12 protein-coding genes and 2 pseudogenes are annotated in these 19,391 nt (G+C 69.2%); 9 read left to right on the top strand and 5 right to left on the bottom strand.

Annotated features, from left to right (window positions below):
- Positions 1 to 469 precede the first annotated feature (469 nt).
- On the bottom strand, positions 470 to 841 hold the full coding sequence (locus ORI94_RS33000; RefSeq protein WP_416237942.1) for a DUF6233 domain-containing protein: 372 nt from the start codon (positions 839 to 841) through the stop codon (positions 470 to 472).
- Between the two features lie 413 nt (positions 842 to 1,254).
- On the opposite strand from ORI94_RS33000, the gene ORI94_RS32995 reads away from it, so the two are divergent.
- The 3 genes and pseudogenes from ORI94_RS32995 (at position 1,255) to ORI94_RS32985 (ending at position 6,446) form a co-directional block, all read left to right on the top strand.
- Entirely contained in the window at positions 1,255 to 3,969 is a 2,715-nt protein-coding gene (locus ORI94_RS32995; protein ID WP_266082475.1) for a GDSL-type esterase/lipase family protein, read from the top strand.
- A gap of 100 nt (positions 3,970 to 4,069) precedes the next feature.
- Positions 4,070 to 5,980: pseudogene (locus ORI94_RS32990) on the top strand (glycoside hydrolase family 3 protein); the annotation flags it as partial.
- A 193-nt stretch (positions 5,981 to 6,173) separates the two neighbouring features.
- Positions 6,174 to 6,446, top strand: a complete 273-nt coding sequence (locus ORI94_RS32985; RefSeq protein ID WP_323056113.1) for a fibronectin type III-like domain-contianing protein — start codon at positions 6,174 to 6,176, stop codon at positions 6,444 to 6,446.
- Positions 6,447 to 6,506: 60 nt separating this feature from the next.
- On the opposite strand, the pseudogene ORI94_RS35660 reads toward ORI94_RS32985, so the two are convergent.
- Positions 6,507 to 6,815, bottom strand: a pseudogene (locus ORI94_RS35660) (family 43 glycosylhydrolase); the annotation flags it as partial.
- A 62-nt stretch (positions 6,816 to 6,877) separates the two neighbouring features.
- The gene (locus ORI94_RS32980) at positions 6,878 to 7,114 is read right to left on the bottom strand and encodes a hypothetical protein (protein WP_266082473.1); all 237 of its coding nucleotides are present in this window, start codon (positions 7,112 to 7,114) and stop codon (positions 6,878 to 6,880) included.
- 797 nt (positions 7,115 to 7,911) lie between these two features.
- Between ORI94_RS32980 and ORI94_RS32975 the strand changes: the two genes are divergently transcribed.
- Complete coding sequence (locus ORI94_RS32975) at positions 7,912 to 9,780, top strand: hypothetical protein (RefSeq protein WP_266082471.1); 1,869 nt, start codon at positions 7,912 to 7,914, stop codon at positions 9,778 to 9,780.
- Between the two features lie 249 nt (positions 9,781 to 10,029).
- A complete protein-coding gene (locus tag ORI94_RS32970) occupies positions 10,030 to 11,166 on the top strand; it encodes a substrate-binding domain-containing protein (RefSeq protein WP_266082469.1) in 1,137 nt (378 codons plus the stop codon).
- A gap of 87 nt (positions 11,167 to 11,253) precedes the next feature.
- On the opposite strand, the gene ORI94_RS32965 is transcribed toward ORI94_RS32970, so the two are convergent.
- Together ORI94_RS32965 and ORI94_RS32960 are read right to left on the bottom strand one after the other, a co-directional pair.
- Positions 11,254 to 12,321, bottom strand: coding sequence for a rhamnogalacturonan acetylesterase (locus tag ORI94_RS32965; protein WP_266082467.1), 1,068 nt, complete (start codon positions 12,319 to 12,321; stop codon positions 11,254 to 11,256).
- 152 nt (positions 12,322 to 12,473) lie between these two features.
- A complete protein-coding gene (locus ORI94_RS32960) occupies positions 12,474 to 15,212 on the bottom strand; it encodes a Tat pathway signal sequence domain protein (protein ID WP_266082465.1) in 2,739 nt (912 codons plus the stop codon).
- A 414-nt stretch (positions 15,213 to 15,626) separates the two neighbouring features.
- Here ORI94_RS32960 and ORI94_RS32955 point away from each other — a divergent pair, with 414 nt between their 5' ends.
- The 4 genes from ORI94_RS32955 to ORI94_RS32940 all read left to right on the top strand — a co-directional run bounded on the left by ORI94_RS32955 (position 15,627) and on the right by ORI94_RS32940 (position 19,322).
- On the top strand, positions 15,627 to 16,250 hold the full coding sequence (locus ORI94_RS32955) for an SGNH/GDSL hydrolase family protein (RefSeq protein ID WP_266082463.1): 624 nt from the start codon (positions 15,627 to 15,629) through the stop codon (positions 16,248 to 16,250).
- Between the two features lie 77 nt (positions 16,251 to 16,327).
- The gene (locus tag ORI94_RS32950; protein ID WP_266082461.1) at positions 16,328 to 17,347 is read left to right on the top strand and encodes a hydroxyacid dehydrogenase; all 1,020 of its coding nucleotides are present in this window, start codon (positions 16,328 to 16,330) and stop codon (positions 17,345 to 17,347) included.
- Positions 17,348 to 17,583: 236 nt separating this feature from the next.
- Positions 17,584 to 18,438 carry an ABC transporter permease gene (locus ORI94_RS32945; RefSeq protein WP_266082459.1) on the top strand — a complete coding sequence of 285 codons (855 nt, stop codon included), beginning with the start codon at positions 17,584 to 17,586 and terminating at the stop codon, positions 18,436 to 18,438.
- Positions 18,435 to 19,322 carry a carbohydrate ABC transporter permease gene (locus ORI94_RS32940; RefSeq protein WP_266082457.1) on the top strand — a complete coding sequence of 296 codons (888 nt, stop codon included), beginning with the start codon at positions 18,435 to 18,437 and terminating at the stop codon, positions 19,320 to 19,322. Before ORI94_RS32945 ends, ORI94_RS32940 begins: the two co-directional genes overlap by 4 nt.
- Positions 19,323 to 19,391: the final 69 nt, after the last annotated feature.

Below are 19,391 nucleotides of genomic sequence, written 5' to 3'. Positions count from 1 at the left end.
CCGACCGGCCCCGCACCACCCGGAGCTGACGCGCCGCCCGCCCGTGCCCGAACCCGACGCAGCCGCCCCCGGAGGACGGCTGAAGCCCACGTCCGTCAGAGGTCCCATGATCAGTGACAACCCGGCCGCCCCGGAGCGGCACCGGCCGCACCCCCACACCCACTCGTCCGTGCCATCGGCGCTCGACGAGGACCAGGAGCTCGAAGTCGACGAGCCCCCGGGGTGGCAGCCGATCTGGAAGCGCCCCCGGAAGCCGAAGTCGAAGGCCGCGAAGAAGGCGGATGGGCGGCGGTGTTCTCGATCCACAGCAGCGTCCACTCGACACCGGAGCGCCACCCGGGCTCCGCGCTGTCGTAGCGACCTTCGGCGTCGGCGCGGGTGTTGGCGGCGAGGGCGCGCAGGTCCTTCTGCAGTCCCTGCCGCTTGGCCGTGTCCATGGCCTGGATCATTACGGCCCAAAGGGGGCGGGTCAGGAGTCGGTGATGTGGTCGAAGCAGCTCAGCGGCGGCGTCAGCTCCTGAGCGCACCCGCACAGCGTGCACAGCTGCGTCCCCGGGTTCTCCGCGACGTCCAGGGCCTGCTGCACATCGAGCAGCGGCGCTCCCTCGGGTGCCTCTTCGCAGTCCGGCGCGTGCAGCACGCCGCAGGTAGGGCCCCGGCCCTCACGCATCTTCGCCAGGACCCAGCCCGAAGGCCGGCGCTCCCCGAGGATCTTGCGAACCACCGACGTCGGCGGAGCCGGCGGAAGAGGCTCGGTGGGGACCTGGTCGTAGTCGACGCCGTCGACCGGCCGCACATGGTCGGGCGCCCGGACCCACACCCGGTACTCCGCCGCCTCCACCCCGCCGTCCTACTGGTGAAGGGGCAGTATCCGGCCCATGCACTATTCGCGCCCGGTAGATGGTGCATACATCCCGCGTGGCGCTGGTAGTGGGCTGCTGACGAGCCTGCTCAGCCCGCGCCCCTCGATCATGTTTCGGCGGGCCTCTTGACGTCAGGTTCCTTCCGTGAGCGCACGGGGACGTGGCGCCTGGCGAGGCTGTGCAGGAGAAGGCGTGCCGTCAAGATCGGCATCTGGGTGACCTGCCAGTAGCCACCCGAACGGGGGCGCTTCACTCGTAGTGAACCACCGGCGCGCTGTCCCCCGTGCGAGCTACACGCGGATGGCACTGTGAGGTGACGCCCCTCGGGGTCCGAATCCGTAGGATTTTCAGGTTCGCGGATGTTGACCGCGCTGATTGAGGGGGGACGTTCATGAGAAGACCCGGGTGGCTGACCGCGCTCGTCTTAGCAGTGACGCTGCTGACGGCAGGGATGGCGGAGCCGGCCGAGGCGGCGGGGGAGGCGTGTGCCACGGCTGGATCGAACTTCGCCAGCCAGACGATCGCGGAGAACACGGCGGCGTTGCGGATGGGATGCGCCCGCGACGCGGGAGCGCTGCGGTCGCTGGCGAACAGCGACACCGACATGGTGGCCGCCATCGACTTCAACACCGCGCAGCGGCCGGACGAGTGGCAGCGGCAGATGCGGCAGATGGTCGACACGGTGCGTGCCGACAAGGACAAGGGACTCACGCTCAGCGAGTCCTTCGACCTGCAGGCGCAGAAGAGCAACGTGGACTTCTACGACCGGCAGAGCGACGTCCGGTTCGACGGCAGCATCCGCGTCGTCGGCGACAGCCTCGTCATCGTCATACCCGCGGGCGAGGTGAACGCTTCGTCGAACTGGTGGCAGAAGATGATCGCCATCGCGGTCGGCTACGCGGTGTGGGCGGTGGCCCTTGAGGTGTGCGAACTCTCCTTCGGCCCCGCCGCGCCTTTCGCCGTACCGATCTGCGCGGCCGTCTCTGCCGGACTGGCCGGGCTCACCGGTGACCTGCTGAACTCCTACTTCGACGGGCGGTCGATGGGCGACGCGGAGGTCTGGAAGGAGGCGATCGCCGTATTCGTGGCGAGCGCGGTGGTCGGGTTGGGCTCGGCGGCCCGCGAGAGCCTGAAGGCATGGGCCGCGGAGGGGATGGCCTGGGTGGTCGAAGCGGTGGGGAAGACCGCGCGGAACATCAGTACCCGGCTCGGCTCGTGGTCGTCGACCCCGCTGGAGTACATCCGTAACCTGTTCACCCCCGACTTCGCGCAGAGCGTTAGGTTGGCCATCGAACGAGTGCTCCAGGGCCAGCGAGCCACCGCCTGGCCGTCGACGATCCGGGTGATGGTGGTCGGCGACTCGATCAGCCAGGGCCACGAGGGCGACTACACCTGGCGCTACCGGTTGTGGCAGTGGTTCCAGGAGAACAACGTCTCGGTCGACTTCGTCGGTCCCTACCACGGCACGTTCACCCCGGACCAGCCCTCCCCGCCGAAACCGCCGCCCTTCGTCGGTGAGAAGCCGGCGGACCAGGGCATCCGCGTCGACGGCGGTTACGCGGCCGGGGTCGCCTTCGACAGCGACCACTACGCGCACTGGGGCAGGCAGGCCGCCCAGATCAAGGACGACATCCGCCGGCAGGTCGAGACCTACCAGCCGGACCTCGTCCTGCTCGCGGCAGGCTTCAACGACATGGGCTGGTTCGTCAGCGACGAGAACGGCACCCTGGACAGCGTCGAGACCATCATCGACCAGGCCCGCGCGGCCCGGCCGGGGGTCGACTTCGCGGTGGCCACCGTGCCGCACCGGTCGAAGATCGGCGGCCGGGACGACCTGATCACCAAGACCGACAACTTCAACCGGCTGCTCGCGAACGCGGCCCCCCGGTGGAGCAAGGCCATCTCCCAGGTGGAGGTCGTCGACTGGCAGAAGGGGTACTCGTGTGCCCCCGCCGCCTGCCCGGCCGCTTACGACGGCCTGCACCCCAACGCCTTCGGCGAGTACCAGCTCGCCACCGCCTTCGAGCAGACCCTGCACGACCGGTACGACCTGGGCCGGGGGCCGATCCCCTTCCCGCCCGAGAACCTGCCGGTCCGTCCGACACCCGTGCCGGCCGGTCTGAAGGCCGAGTCCAGCCCCCAGGGCGTGACGGTCACCTGGGACCCGGTGTACGGGGCGTTCGGCTACGACGTGCGGTCGCGGATCGCCGGCCAGACGGCCTGGAGCGAGGGCCGCGTCAACAGCAACCGGACCGACACCACCTGGACCGTCGACGGCATCCGGTGGGAATACCAGGTGCGCACCGTCGGCGGTGACAACGTCAAGGGCCCCTGGTCCGGCACGGTCAGTGCGGTCGCCCACCCGAAGACGGCGCCGCCGCCGCGGATCCTCGCCAGCCGGCCCAGCGGCCAGGACGGCATCGAGCTCGAGATCGCGCCACCTGACTACCCCACCACCATCGACCGGTACGAAGTGATCCTCTTCGACAAGGACACGCCCGGTGCCTGGCTCACCGGCACCGGCTTCCGCGGCAACAGCGTCAAGGTCTACGGGCTGAAGCCGGGCCACCGCTACCTCGTCGCGGCGGCCACCTGGAACGCCGCCGGCGGCGGGCTGCCCGCACTGGCCCGGCCGGTGATGGTCGGCGGCGGCATCCCGGCCACCCCGACCGGCCTGCGGGTGACCACCGTCGATCCCACCACGGTGGAACTGGACTGGACCGGCGCGAAATCGGCGGCCGGCTACCGGCTGTGGGTCTCCAACGTCAAGGACGGCGGCACCACCCCGCCGGAGGCCGACGAGAACATCATCGAGGACACCCACCACGGCGTCGGCTTCCTGTTCCCGGGTGTGTGGAACTTCGAGTTCTGCGTGACGGCCGTCAACGGCTCCCTCGAGTCCGACAAGTCCAACTGCGTCATCCCGCCCCATCCCGACGGCAGCGCGCCGACCAACCCCGGCGACAGCGCGCTGAACCTCTCACCGAGCGCTCGCACCGCGGCGTCGGACGCGGTGGACATCGGTTCGCTCACCACCCTGAGGAACCCGGACGGCACGGGAAGTCCCGTCGCGGTCGGTGTCGGGGGCAACGGAGGTGACCGGTAACCCGGCCTCGGTGTCCCGTGGTGCTGTCGCGTGCGCGGCAGCACCACGGGACACCAGTGGCGAATCAGCAGACGGCGAGGAAGAAGACGTGCAACGCCACATGTCAAACGCCTGTGCGCGAACTGTTTTCGAGGTCCCGGTACGACGGCAGTCCCACGAGGTACACCCACCCCGTCTCGGTCTGCCGCCGTCTCCACAACCGCGCCACGACCTCCTGCTCCGAGTGTCCAAGCGCCGGGTCCCCGAGGCGAAGGCCGCCTTCCCCGTACCCGTGGCCCAGGCGGCCACCTTCGACGAGGCGCTCGCGGGCCGGATCGGGAAGGCCATCGCCACCGAGGGCCGGGCCAAGGGGTACAACAACGCCCTCGGTCCCACCATCGACCTGACCCGCACCTGGCACTTCGGCCGTCAGGCCGAGGCCATGGGCGAGGACCCGGTGCTAGCCGGACGGCTGGGCGCCGCCCTCACCGTGTCCATCCAGTCCCAGCACATGGCGGCCACCCTCAAGCACTTCGCCGCCTACACCCAGGAAGTCGACCGCTTCTTCATCGACACCAAGGTGTCCGACCGAGCGCTCCACGAGTACTACCAGGCGCCCTTCCGTCGCGTGATCGCCGCCGCCCCCGCCACCTCGGTGATGATGGCGTACCCGAAGATCAACGGCACGTTCGCGACACGGCACACCGGCCTGTTCGACGACCTGAAGAAGGGCATGGGCCTCCAGGGTTGCACCGTGCCCGACTTCTGGGCCGGGGACGACCAGGTCGCCGCCGCCCGGGCCGGCATGGACCTCGCCGGGCTCGGCCCCGGTGGTGTCCAGATCCCGGCGGGTTCCCTCACCGGCGGTGCGATACCGGCCGCCCGGCTCGACGACGCGGCCCGGCGCATCCTCGTCACCATGTTCGCGAACGGCCTCTTCGACCACCCCGCCCCCGCCCCGGCGGGCAACGTCAGCACCCAGGCGCACAAGGATCTCGCGCACGAGGCGGCCGTCGCCTCGACGGTACTCCTCGCCAACCGCTCCGCGGCCCTGCCGCTCACCAGCGCGGTGAAGTCGCTCGCCGTCATCGGCCCGGCCGGGTCCGACACCTTCACCGGCGTGTCCGGCTCCACATACGTGGACCCCGGGACCTGGACCACCCCGCTCGACGCGATCCGGGCCCGCGCCGGAAGCTCCCTCAAGGTCACACACGCCCAGGGAACCAAGGGCGACCTCCCCCTCACCACGGTCCCCTCCACCGTCCTGCGCACCCCCACCGGGGCGGCCGGCCTGAGGGCGAGCTACTACGCCAGTGCCGACGGCACCGGCACACCAGTCACGACCCGCACCGACACCACCGTCGACTTCACCACCGCCCCCGTCGAGGGCCTGCCGCAGGTGTGGTCGGCCAAGTGGACCGGCACGCTGACCCCGACCACCACCGGCCTGCACCGCTTCTCCCTGCTGCCGTCCGGGACAACCTCGCTGAAGATCGACGGCAGGACGGTCGTCTCCGGCACCCGCCAGATGGCCCGCTTCTTCCTCGGCCCCTACGACTACCCGCTCCAGGGAACCGCCGAACTGACCGCCGGACGCGCCGTCACCGTGGAGATCACCTACAACAACGTCACCGCGGAGCCCGGAACGTGCGGCCTGGCCTTCGGCCGGCAACCCGAGTCCCTCATCCCCGCCGCTGTGACAGCGGCCCGCGCGGCCGACGCCGCCGTCGTCTTCGTCAACCGGGTCGCCGGCGAGGGCATGGACCACGACGGATACGCACTGCCCGGAGACCAGGACCAGCTCATCGAGGCCGTCGCCGCCGCCAACCCCCGCACGATCGTCGTCCTCAACACCGACGGTCCCGTCGCCACCCCCTGGCTGAACGACGTGGAGGCCGTCGTGCAGGCGTGGTACGCGGGCCGCGGTGCCGGCACCGCCATCGCCGCCGTCCTCTTCGGCGACAGCGACCCGGCCGGCCGCCTCCCGGTGACCTTCCCCACCGACGCCACCCAGGGCCCCGGTACCACTCCCGCCAGCTACCCGGGCACGAACGGCACCGTCGCCTACGACGAGGGCATCGCCGTCGGCTACCGCTTCTACGACGCCAGGAAGCAGGAACCCCGCTTCCCCTTCGGTCACGGCCTTGTCCTACACGACCTTCGCGCACGGCTCCCTGGAGGCCACCTGCGACAAGGCCGCCCAGCAGGTCATCGTCGAGGTCACCGTGACCAACACCGGACGGCGCGAGGGCACCGAGGTCCTCCAGGTGTACGCCACCCTTCCCGCCTCGGCGGCGGCGGAGCCTCGCCGCCTGGTCGCGTTCCAGAAGGTCACCCTTCCAGCGGCCGGCTCCAAGCGACTGAGCCTGACGATCCCGGTCCAGGACCTCAGCGTCTGGTCGTCGGAAACAATGACGCTCACCCCGGGCGTCTACACCTTCGCGACGGCGTGTTCCTCCCGCGTCGTCACCGCACAGCGTGCCCTCACGCTCGGCTGACCACCGTCGGCCCCCTGGGTCGCGGGCGGCTCGTGTGACGGCTGCGCTGGTCTTCTGCGAGAACATCAGGAAGTAGGTGCCGTCGTGCTTGAGCATGGCCGGCGACTCGCCGCCAGGGGCGATCCCCTCGGCGACGAGCTCCTCGGCGGTGAGGTAGTCCTGGCTCAGGCGATAGACGTCCCCCTCGTGCAGCAGCAGGTAGCCGGTTCCGTCCTCGTCCTGGAAAGTGCCCACGTCCCACCTCCGGACGGAGTCGCCCCGGTGGGTCAGCTCGCCGAGGAAGGTGTACTCACCGTCGATGGTGTCGCTGACGGCCACGCAGATGCGGGGGTCCGCGTAGCCGGAATCGTCGGAGTGCATGTACATCATGTAGCGACCGGTGGAAGGGCACCGCATGACCTTGACGCGTTCACCGACGCGGCCGGGGCCCATCAGCCCATCAGCCCATCAGGCTGCATGGGGAGGACGATCCTCTCGAACCGCCGGTCCACCAGGTCGGCGGAGGAATAGCAGCTGAAGCCGGCGAACAGGTTGAGATCGTCGGTCTTGTACTCACCGAACAGGTAGTAGCGACCGTCTTGGTGCAGCAGGCAGGCCCTGTGGGCGTTCACCGTCTGCCCACGGTCGTCGAACCACGGTACCCCGCTCGTCACCAGTGGTTCGCTCACACCTTCTCCCCTGTGGACGCCGGACATCGACATTCGGCGACCGGCCCTTGCCGACACTGACGGTGTGCTGCCGTTCCGGACGACGCACCCCAACGCCTGAGCCATAAGCGGGCGTTGAGGGTTCGCCGCTTTGTCTTCGCTGACGATCGATGCTGACACGAACTGGCCGGTTAGGCCAGAGATGACGCATCGAGTACACGTAATGCCTTATTTGTCCCCCTTGGTGCGCACCTTGCGGCGGGAGTCCTGAAGCCAATGGACTCAACTCACACCGTTCTATTGACTTCCGCTCACTCACGGGTCGACAGTGCATTCCCATGGCGCCAGGGCTCGTCCCCCTACCGTGTTGCCCCGACCCTGCCGCCCCTCTGCGCGCCGCCCCGCCGCTCCCCGGCCTGGGGGCGCCAGCACCCCCACTCTCAGGGTGAGCCGGTCAACTCCACGTGGAAGCGCAGCGGTTCACCCGCATATCCAAAGGGACCTTCCATGGGAGATCGCGGCAGAACTCCAGAGGGAGAACGAGCGACGTCGTCTCGGTGACGGCCGCGTCGCCGGCGTGGGCGCTGTGTCCGCACGCGCCCAGGCCCCGCCGGTGGGGCCGAGTGTGACCGAGCGCGTCGTGGTGCCCGCACTGGGCACCTTCGACGGCTTCCATCCGACGGACGTCGCGAAACGGCGCGGGAAAGGCGCCCGTGCCGGAACGCAGGCACATCGGGTGGAGATGCGAGAGCCGCGCGGTCCGGTGGATCGCGCATCCCGATTCCCAAGGAGATGGCTGAGAAGCCAGGAGGTTTGTCATGTCACGCACACATCGGCGGCGAGTCCGCCGAGGGCCACTCGGCGCAGGTATCGCGGTCGCGACGCTGATCGCCAGCGCCGTGGTCCTGGTCCCCGCGTCGGCCGATCCCACGTCGGCCGACGGGACGTCCCCCGTCTCGACCGACGCGGTGCTCGCAGCGAGGCCGATGGAGAACCTCGGCCGTGGGATCGTGGCCGTCCGCTCCAGCGAGACCGAGGTTCTCGTCTCTTGGCGGCTGCTGGGCCTGGACCCGCAGGGCATCGGCTTCCACGTCGAGCGCTCGACTGGCAGCGGTGCCTGGACGCGGATCAACGACGAGGTCCTGACCGGCGGCACCAACTTTGTGGACGCCGAGGCGGACCTGAGCAAAGAGAATCGCTATCGGGTCGTTCCCGTCGTTGACGGCACGGCGCAGAAGGCCGACGGCGCGTTCACGCTGACCGCCGGCCACGCTGAGGAGCCGGTGATCCGCGTCCCGCTGCGCGACGGCGACGAGATCAAGTTCTCCTGGGTCGGCGACCTCACCGGCGACGGCGAGTACGACTACGTGGTCCTGCGCAGCGCACCCCGACCCGGGCAGAAGCTGGAGGCGTACGCCGGTGACGGCACGTTCCTGTGGGAGGCCGACATGGGGCCGAACAGCGCGGACCCCGGGTCGGCCACGCTGGGGACCGGCCACTGGGACGGTGTCACCGTCTACGACTTCGACAGCGACGGCACCGCCGAGGTCGCCGTGCGGGTCGCCGACGGGGTCACCTTCGGTGACGGCACCGTGCACTCCGAGGAGGACGACGTCCACCAGTCCATCGCCATCCTGGACGGTGAGACCGGTGCACCCGAGGCCACAGGGCCCGTGCCGGACGACTACATCGAGACAGGCCCGATGAATGCCCGCTTCGCGGTGGGCTACCTCGATGGTGTCACACCGAGCCTGGTCGCCCACCAGAAGAACCGTGAGGCGGACGGCCACTTCAACCTCGTCATCTCCACCTGGAACTTCGACGGGGACGACCTGACCCGGCAGTGGAAGTGGCTGCGCGGGGACCAGCAGGTCGGTGACGGCCACAACACCCGCGTCCTCGACGTCGACGGCGACGGCCGGGACGAGATCGCCGAGATCGGGTTCGTACTCGACGACGACGGCACCATGCTCTACTCCCTGGCCGACGAGGGCGTGCAGCACGGCGACCGCTTCCACATCGCCGACATGGACCCCAGGAAGCCGGGACTCGAGGGCTACGGCGTCCAGCAGAACCAGAAGGACGGCCTGCGGGAGTACTACTACAACGCCAGGAACGGCACCATGCGCTGGCAGCACGTCGAGGACGGCACCGAAGACGTCGGACGCGGCATGATCGGGGACATCGACTCCCGCCACCCCGGCATGGAAGCCTGGTCTTTCTCCGGTCTCTACAACGCTCCCACCAACGCGCTGATTCAGGACGCGGAAGACGCTCCGTGGCCCGAGCTGGGCATCTGGTGGGACGCCGATCCCATGCTGGAGTTGCTCAGCGACGGTAAGGTCGAGAACTGGACCCCGGACGGCACCCAGCGGCAGCTCACCACCTGGCACTACGGCGCGGTCAACGTGGGGCAGGGCAACCCCACGATGGTCGGTGACGTCTTCGGCGACTGGCGTGAGGAAGCTCTCTACGTCAACGCGGACTACAACGAACTGATCATCTTCACGACCGATCAGGCGACGGACACCCGCCTCTACACCCTGGCTCACAACCCGGCGTACCGCAACGACATGACGGTCAAGGGCTACATGCAGTCGCACCACGTCGACTATTTCATCGGCGCCGTCATGAAGCAGCCGCCCCGCCCGAACATCCGCTACGTGACAGCCTCGGCCGATCAGTAGGAGGTCGGCGGGCGTTTCGCCAGGACGGCAGTCCCGTGTACCCCTTCGGGTGCGAGGGTGGATGAACCTCGTATCCGAAGGGGTACCGTCCGTCGGCCTCCATCCTGCTCGGCCCAGTCGCGGGGGCAGAATATGTCTTACCGTGTGAAACAGCCCGACGTGACTGAGTACGGGTTGCCAGGCGCAACCGCTCTGCGCTTAACCGCTCAGCTTCCTTTAAGATGCTCAACATCTGTTCAGGGAGGGGCAATGGCGGAGATGCTCGTCGCCCAGCGGCGTGAGCAGCTGCTCAGCGAATTGAAGGCGTCGGGCGGCCTCAAGGTGGTCGATCTCGCCACGCGCCTGGGCGTCTCGCGTGCCACGGTGCGACGAGACCTGCTCGACCTGGAGGCGGAAGGGCGACTGAGTCGCGTGCGCGGTGGTGCCGTGGTGACCTCTTCGCACGATGCCACCGTCATGGAGATCGACGACGAGCCCGCTACCGCCGCGGGGGGCGCGCACGCTGGACCGCCCTCGCCCGAGCGCACGCTGGGGCTGTTGGTGCCGTCGGCTACGTACTATTACCCCCGCGTCGTGGCGGGCGTGCAGGCAGTGGCGGCCGAGCGGGGCGCTCGCGCGGTGATCAGTCTCAGTGACTACACACAAGGGGACGAAGCGGAGCGTATCGACGACCTCAGGGCCTCCGGCGCCTCAGGGCTGCTCGTCGCCTCCGCGGCGGGCCATGAACTGCCGGCCGAGACGCAAGGGCTCCTGGAGGCCACGGGACTGCCTTTTCTCCTCATGGAGCGCCAGCCGTCCGACCCGTTCGCCTCGTGCGAGTTCGTGGTCTCCGACCACCGGCAAGGTGCCTTCGCCGCGGTCGGCCACCTCGCCCGGCTGGGACACCGGGCCGTCGCGCTGTTCACCAACGGCAGCCCCACCGCCGATCAGGTGAGAGACGGCCACCGGGCGGCGGTGGAACGCCTGGCCCTGGCACCGGACGCGCCGTTCCACGACAGCGGTCGGCCCACCATGGGCTCGGCGGAGGCCGCCGAACACTATGAGCGGTTCATCGAGGCGTGCCTGGCGAGCGGGACCCGGGCGGCACTGGTGCACTCCGACCACGACGCGATCGAGCTGATGCGCCGCCTGCGTGTCCGCGGCCTGCGCACCCCGGACGACATGGCCCTGATCGCCTACGACGACGAGATCGCCTCGCTGGCGGATGTACCTCTCACCGCGGTGGCCCCGCCCAAGCAACAGCTCGGCGAGCAGGCCGCACAGCTCCTTCTCGACCGGATCGACGCGCCCGATCCCGCCGACGTCCCCGTGCGGCAGCTGTTCCTCCAGCCGCGCCTCGTCGTGAGGTCGTCCTGCGGAGCACAGGCGGCGCACCGAGGGAACTGAGCGGAGAACCGAGGGCAGGCGTCGATCCGTGAAACGGGGGCGGCCCCCGGACACGGGTCGGCCCGGACCGTGGCGGTCAGCGGGAGATCACCGGACGTAGCGCTCGGGGATCAGCCGCTGCGCCCGCAGGTCGTCCACCACGAGGCGCGCGAAGCGCGCGGCGCCGTACTCCGAGGTGTGCGTGTTGTCGCTGATGGTGTCACCGTGCAGGTACAGCGCCTTGGACGCCTCCATGCCCAACCCCTCCACCAGCTCCTTCGTCATGGCCGTCAGGTCGACGAGCGGCACCTCCAGCTCGGCGGCCAGGGCGCGCATCTCCACGGGCAGGTCGGCCTTCATGACATGCAGTGCCACGGAGTTGAGGGTGCCGTCCCTGTTGAACCGCCGCCGCACGATCGGGGTGACGAAGACCGGCTTGCCGTCCCGGGCGCGGACCCGTTCCGCCATCTCCGTGAGGTTGGCGCGGTACTGCTCGGCGGTGGTCGCCTTGTCGTTGTGGGCGAGCTGGATCAGGACGAGGTCACCACGGCGGATCTCGGCCTCCAGGGCGTCGAAGAACACCGGCTCGTCCAGGAAGGACTGGGTGCTCTCACCCCCGTCCGCGTAGTTGGCCACCGCCGCCCGGCCGCGCAGGAACTGGGGCAGCTCCTGACCCCACCCGGTGTACGGCTCGCTCCACTGGTCGCAGACGGTGGAGTCACCGGCCAGGAGGATCTGCGGTGCCCGGCGGGTGGGCGCCACGTGCAGGCCGGCGAGCTGGGGGGCGCTGCCGCCGAACGTCAGGTCGAGGCCCGGGCTCCCGGCAGGGCCGGTGGGCTGTCCTTCCGGTTCGCGCACGTTCACCGTGAAGCTGCGGAGGGCCTTCCGGCCGGCCTCGGTCGGCGTCTCGGCCAGCATGGTGCGCCGGGTCTCGGCCGTGATGTCGGTGCTGCCCGCCGTGTCACCGCCGAGCAGGGCGGTGACGGTGTAGTTGCCGGGCGGTACGTCGAAGTGGCAGACGACGGGCGCGTCCCCCGTGCACTGCCGAGGAAGGAAGTGCCGGGGCCCCGCGCTCGCCTGCCCGGGGGCGGCGAGCAGACCCACGACGGTCAGGGCGGCGCTGGTCAGCGCGGTGGCGCCGAGACGCGTCGTCGTACGACGGGTGGATGTCGACATGAGGTGGTATCCCTTCGGAGGTGAGGGTGCGTGGGTGGTGGCCGGAGAGGGCTGGCCGGACGCTCCACCGCACGACGTGAGCGCGGCTGCCGACCGACGGGGCCGCGCTCACGTCATGCCGTGTCAGCGGGGCCGGGCCCCGCGCTCGTGGGTCAGACCTCGTCGCCCACCAGAGCCAGGCACTGCATGACCGCCAGCCCGAACTGGGCGCTCGCGTTGGTGCCGAGTTCCGCCTCGTCGACCGGGTTCAGCACGGCCGGGCCCTCGATGCGCTCGGTGGTGAACGGATGGTCCTCGGGGTATCCGGCGTGCCCCCTGCGCAGTTCCTTCCAGGCGCGCTTGGCCAGCGTCTCGTCGCCGAGTTCCTTCGCGGCGTAGGCGGTGGCACGTGAGTACGCCTGCCGCAGGTTCTGACTGCCCCAGGAGGAACCGGTGGCCTCCTTCTGCTCGTCCCCGGTGGCGTTGTACAGCCGGCAGAACTGCACCCACTGGTCCTTCACTTCGGCGTCGTCGATCAGGTCGTTCAGTTCGGTCATGACCTCGATCAGTCCGAAGACGGAGCTGAGGGAACCGATGGACACGAGTTTCTCGGTGGGCCCGGTGAACGTGCCGTCGGCCAGGTTGTAGGTGACCGTCCCGCCCTGCGCCCAGCCGTTCGGCAGCGCGGCGATCGACCGGGCGCCGTTGATCAGCTTGGTGCGGGCGATCGCCTTCCCGCCCCGCTCCCACTCGGTGAGCCAGGCCATGGCCAGCGAGCCCCAGTCGGTGGTCTTGCCGACGAGGAGCGCCTTGGGGTCGGGGTCGAACTCGCCGTTGCTGCCGTTGACCTTGCGCCCGGGGTCGAGGACCAGGAAGCTCCGGTCGGAGTCGACCAGGTCGTGCAGCAGGTCGCCGACGCGTTCGTCGGCGGTGAGGAAGTAGTAGAAGCGCTTGTAGCCGGCGTTGCTGATGCGTACCTGTTTGGCGCTGTCCCCCCAGTGCATGACGCCGTGCCGGGTGCCCAGCCCCTGGTACTTGCCGATGTGGTACATGTCGGCCTCGCCCGTGTGCCGGGTCATGGCCTCGGCGAAGCGGAACGCCTTCGCGTCCCCGGTGCGCAGGTAGTGGTACCACAGCCACATGTCGGTGGAGAGCTCGGAGTTGTCCCAGGCATAGCCGCCGACGTCATAGCGCCACACGTGGCGGTCCGAGTCGTAAGCGTGCATGATGTCGCCGTAGTCCCAGAACCCGTACCAGGAACGCTGGTCCACCTGCTCCAGGTGGTACCGGTGCATGAAGTCGAGCTTGTCCTCCAGCTCCTTCTTCGCCGGGTTCGAACGGTCGACCGGCGCCCAGGACCCGAAGACACCGGTGCTGTGGTTGTGCTCGGGGCTGGAGACCAGCAGGGGCGGTGCGGTGTTCGCCTCCGCGAGGGCACTGAAGCGCTCGGCGGTCGGCGTGGCGTCCAGCGCCCAGAACATCAGCTCCGTGGTCCGGGCCACTCCGTAAGGGCTGCCGAAACCGGGCTCGTAGTCCTCGTAGGTGATCTCCAGCCCCTCGAGCTGCTCGGGGAAGGTGTCCTGCCCCATGCCGTCGTGGTAGAAGCGCAGGTCCATCGGGTTCGCTCGCGGCGACCACATCCAGGCGGTGGCCTGGGCCTCGTCGCCGGCCGCACCGGAGATCTCCAGCTCGGTCGGGTGCAGCTGCCAGAAGTTGCGCATGCCGAACGCGAGCCCGCCGGAGGGGGAGCCGACGTAGCCCAGCCCCTGGGCGCGCTTGCCGCCGTCGACCCGGATCCAGGAGCGACCCACCCCGGTCCGCTTGTTGATCTCGAAACCGTGGGCGTTGAGCTGACTCAGGCTGTAGTCGCCGAAAGCCGGGATGTACTGGAGGCGGGAGGTCACCCGGGTGTCCCAGGTGCTGGTGTCGGGGGTCTTCTTTCCTTCGTACTGGGCCTGGCGGACCGCCTCGCCGGGGTCGCGGCGCAGTCCTGTGACGCCGCGCACGGCTTCGGCCAGTACGCCCTTGCCGTCGCCGGCCAGGCGGATGTGCCGGTCGTGGAGTTCCCCACGCATGGGGACCGTGAACCGTATGCCGAGGCCGTTGACGAAGTCCTTCTTCTCGTTGCCGTCGAAGACGAAGGTGTGCACGACGCGGATGGCGTCCGATCCTGCGTACAGGTAGAAGCGGACGGCGAAGGGCAGCCAGGCGCGACGGCCCTTCCTGTGCTTGCCCTCGATCTTGACCACGGCCCGTACGGGACCGTCCTGTTCCACGGCGATGTCGCTCACGAAGCCGGTGAACGCCTCGGACTTGATGACGGGGGCGCCGTCGGTACCGGACCGGTCCTGCCGCGAGGCCACGAGCCGGCCGTCCTTGGCGATGACCGTGCGCCCGCGGCGGATCGCCGTGACGACCCGGTCCCCGCCGCGTCCGAACTCGACGTCGATCACCCCGGTGCTCACGGTGATCCGGTCACGCCCCCTGTGCACGCTCAGCGGTGACCGCGGAGCCGTCGCCTCGCCCGCCGTGAGCCGGTAGGACTCACTCCTCGGTGCCTGCGAACTCACCGAATGAGCCGTCCACTTCACCGAGCCGTCCGGCCACCAGCCGATGGGCCGGCTCTGCATCGGCACCGTCTCGCCGGACTCGGTGGTCAGGGCGAAACTCTGGTCGGAGGAGAAGGCGCCGCGAGGCCAGGGCACGCCCCAGGTGGTGCCACCCGCGACCTCCCGCGGTGCGGCGCCGTCGAGCCAGCGCACGGTGATGGGGTCGTGTCCGTCCGGATCGAGCGGCGCGGCCACGGGTCCGGACCGCGGCCGCGCGGCGGCCGGAGAAGCCGAGAGCAGCGCGGCTCCGCCGGCCGCTGCGGCGGTGGAGGCGAGCATGGAACGTCTGCTGAGTTGGCCCACGGTGTGCGGCTCCTTCCGAGAGGCGCAGAGAAGCTCTGCGTCGGCTGGCTGACTGTCAGGTGGACGTGTCCGGCCGCTCTGGCGCGGCAGGCGCGCACGACACAACGCCACGGAAGCGGCTGGTGACGACAGCCCTTGGTCACCGGAAGGTCGCGGCTCCGTCCCGGCGTGCGGCACATGCTTACACCAACCTGCACACGTGAACCAGGCTTTGAACAGAACTGAACGAGAGGACGTCACTACTCGTCATGACACGGCTCCCTGGGAGAGGGCCTTCGGGGGTGAACATTGCCTATTCGGTAGTAAGTCTCACCGCGACGCACCTTGTTGGCGCCCCCTGTGGCAGGCACAATGCTCGACACGTCAAGTTGCTTCAGAAGTGTTCGCCGCGGTGTGCGGCCGAGAGGAAGCCAGATGCCCATACCCATCGGTGACTCCGCCCTCCTGGTGTTCCAGGGAGACAGCATCACGGCCGCCGGGCGGGACACCGACGACCCCGCGGACCTCGGTAACGGCTTCGTCCGCATGGTCGCCGAGCGGCTTAGCGTGCTTCACCCCCGGGCCGGTGTCCTCAACCGGGGTGTCAGCGGCAACCGCGTCGCCGACCTGAGGGCCCGCTGGGCCACCGACGCCATCGACCTCCGCCCCGACCTGCTCTCCGTCATGATCGGGGTCAACGACACCTGGCACCGGTACACCCACGGCATCCGGACGCCGGTGGAGCGGTTCGACGCCGACTACCGTGGCCTCCTCCGGCAGGCCACGGCCGTCGGAGCGCGGCTGGTGCTGGTAGAACCCTTCCTTGTCCCTGTCCGGTCCGAGCAGTGGGACTGGCATGCGGACCTCGACGCGCGCATCCATGTAGTGCGCAGGCTGGCCGCCGAGTTCGACACGGTTCTCCTGTCGGCTGACGGTCTGCTCAACCAGGCGGCCCGGGAGGCCGGGGACCCCGCCAAGATCGCCGACGACGGAGTGCACCTGACGGTCGTGGGCCACTCCGTGCTCGCCGACGCGTGGATCCGTCTCATCCTCGAATGAGACAGCGCACTGCGCGACCTCGAATGAAACACCGTACACCGCGACTCGGACACCCCACCGTCTCCCCAGGAGGACATGTGCCCACCCCAGCTCCACCGCCCCGTCCGCGCGCCGCGACGGCTCTCGCTCCCGTGCTGCGCGAGGAGGTGTTCGGGCCCCGGGGAATGCGTGAACTGGCTGATGCAGTGGACGTCGTGGCGGAGGCCCCGGACGTCCGGACACTCCTGACCGACCCCCGTCGCGCGGAGGTCGAAGTGCTTGTCACATCGTGGGGCGCGCCCGCGCTGACACCGGACGTGCTGGACGAGCTGCCGGCCCTGCACACTGTGGCGCATGCCGCCGGCTCCGTCCGCAAGCTGGTCACCGATGCTGTCTGGGGCCGGGGGATCACCGTCATCTCAGCGGCCGAGGCGAACAACGAGCCCGTGGCGGAGTTCGTCTACGCCCACGTCGTACTGGCACTCAAGGACGTGTACCGCCGCTCGCGGCACATGGCCGCGGTGAAAGCGCTGCCGCCGGTCGACGACGTACCCGGAACCCTTCGGCAGACGGTAGGACTGGTCTCCTTCGGCTCAGTGGCGCGCAAGGTGGCCCAGCGGCTCCGGCGACTGGACACGCGGGTGCTGGCCTGGGACCCCTACCTTCCACCGGACGTCTTCGACGACTTCCAGGTGGCCAGGGCCTTCGACCTGAGCGAGGTCGTCGCCCGATCACGGGTGCTGAGCATCCACACCCCCCTCATCCCCGGAAGCACCGAGAAACTGGTCACGGGTGAGTTGCTGAGGCTGCTGCCCGCGGGCGCCACACTCATCAACACCGCCCGGGGAGCGGTGATCGACGAGCAGGCCATGATCGAGGTGCTGACCGAACGCCCCGACCTGTCCGCCGTGCTCGACGTGACGGCCGAAGAGCCACCGCCGGCCGATTCGGCCCTGTACACGCTGCCCAACGTGATGCTCACCGGACATGTGGCGGGGACGGTCGGCGGCGAACGCCGCGCGATGGGACGACTGGTCGTCGACGAACTGCGCCGTATCGGCGCGGGACTGTCCCCCCTGCATGCCGTCACCGCCGAGGCCGCGCCGCTGCGTGCCTGAGCGGTGTGAGCCGCCCCTGCATCGTGCACGCGAGATGTGTCGAACGTATTGACCCCATGTTGGAAACGTTTTAACTTCAGCCCACTCCAACCCGTAGCCGAGGAGGCTTCGTGGCCGCGTTGCTGCGTGAGCGCCCCGGGAAATCAGCGGTGAACCGCCCTTCCCGTCGTCCATCAGGCGCTTCAACCAAGCGAAAAAGTTTTCACAAACGCCGGGGCCGGGGCTTGTTCCTGCTCATGCTCCCGGGGGTCGCGTACTTCCTTGTCTTCCACTACGGCGCGCTGGTCGGGAACCTGATCGCTTTCAAGGAGTACGTGCCGTTCGACGGTATCTGGGCCAGCCCCTGGGTCGGCTTCGGCAACTTCGAGCGGATGTTCGCGGACGGTGCGTTCTGGGACGCGGTCCTCAACACCCTCTGGATCGCCGTCCTCCAGATTGTCTTCTACTTCCCCGTGCCGCTGGCCCTCGCGCTCCTCCTTCACAGCCTGACCTGGTCCTCCGTCCGCCGTTTCGTGCAGTCGGTGGCCTACCTTCCGCACTTCATCTCGTGGGTGATCGTGGTCGCCCTGTTCCAGCAGGTCCTCGGCGACACCGGCCTGGTGAACGGCCTTCTCGGTGACGGGGGCCTGAGCACGGTCGACATCATCGGCAACCCGGACGCCTTCAAGCCGCTCGTCGTGGCCCAGGTGATCTGGAAGGACGCCGGCTGGGGCACGATCATCTTCCTGGCCGCCCTCTCCCAGGTCGACGAGCAGCAGTACGAAGCCGCCGCGATCGACGGCGCCGGCCCCTGGCGCCGCTTCTGGCATGTCACCCTGCCCGCCATCCGCCCGGTCATCGTGCTGCTGCTCATCATGCGCCTCGGTGACATCCTCTCCGTCGGCTTTGAACAGATGCTGCTCCAGCGCGACGCCGTCGGCCCGCAGGCCGCCGAGATCATCGACACCTTCGTCTACTACCAGGGCGTCGTCGGCGGCGACTACGGATACGCCGCCGCCGCGGGGCTGTTCAAGGGCGTCATCGGCGCCCTCCTCGTCTATGCCGCCAACAAGGTCGCGCACCGCCTCGGCGAACAGGGGGTCTACAAGTGAGTTCCCAGGCAAGGCCCGGCTGGATGGAGAAGCCGAAGCCCGTCACCCAGGTCGCCAAGGCGATCGCCCTCGTCGTGGTCGTGCTGCTGGTGTGCGTGCCGTTCCTCGTCATCCTGTCGACCTCGCTCGCCTCCCAACAGGAGGTCGTCAACAACGGCGGCTGGGTCCTGTGGCCCACAGAGCCGACACTCCAGGCGTACCGGGACATCCTTAGCGGAGGTATCGTCACCCACGCCCTGGGCGTCAGCGCCGGCGTCACAGTGGTGGGTACCGTGCTCAGCCTCGCCTGCACCGTCACCCTCGCCTACGCCCTGTCCCGCCCCGGCGTCTTCGGCGGCAAACCGGTGCTGCTGCTCATCCTGTTCACCTTCCTCTTCCCGCCCGGCATGATTCCCAGCTACCTCCTGGTCAAGGAGCTGGGCATGCTGGACAGTTACTCGTCCCTGGTCCTGCCGGTTCTGGTAAACGTTTTCAACCTCGTCGTCCTGCGCGGCTTCTTCCAGGGCATCCCGGAGGAGCTGTACGAGGCGGCCCGCCTGGACGGCGCCGGCGACCTCCGCGTCCTGTGGACCATCGTGTTGCCCCTGTCGAAGGCCGCCCTCGCGGTCGTCGGCCTCTTTTACGCCGTGGCGTACTGGAACTCCTGGTTCTTCGCCTCGCTCTACCTGGAGAGCGACCACTGGCCGCTCCAGCAGGTGCTGCGCACCTACGTCGTCTCCGGTCTCGGCCTCACCGACACCACCACCGGTGAGGCGACCGTGACCGCACCCCAGACCATCCAGATGGCGGTCCTGGTCCTCGCCACCGTGCCGATCCTGCTCGTCTACCCCTTCCTGCAGAGGTACTTCACCAAGGGCGTGCTCACCGGCGCCATCAAAAGCTGACGGCGTCAACCCCGCACCCCCGATCTCGTCGCACGAACGCCTCAGAAGCCGCACCCGAAAGGGCCCACC

This window comes from Streptomyces sp. NEAU-W12 (genome assembly GCF_026242095.1).
In the GTDB taxonomy this organism is placed as follows: domain Bacteria; phylum Actinomycetota; class Actinomycetes; order Streptomycetales; family Streptomycetaceae; genus Streptomyces.
The sequence above is the reverse complement of the archived record's forward strand: the minus strand, read 5'-3'. Positions and strand labels throughout refer to the sequence as shown.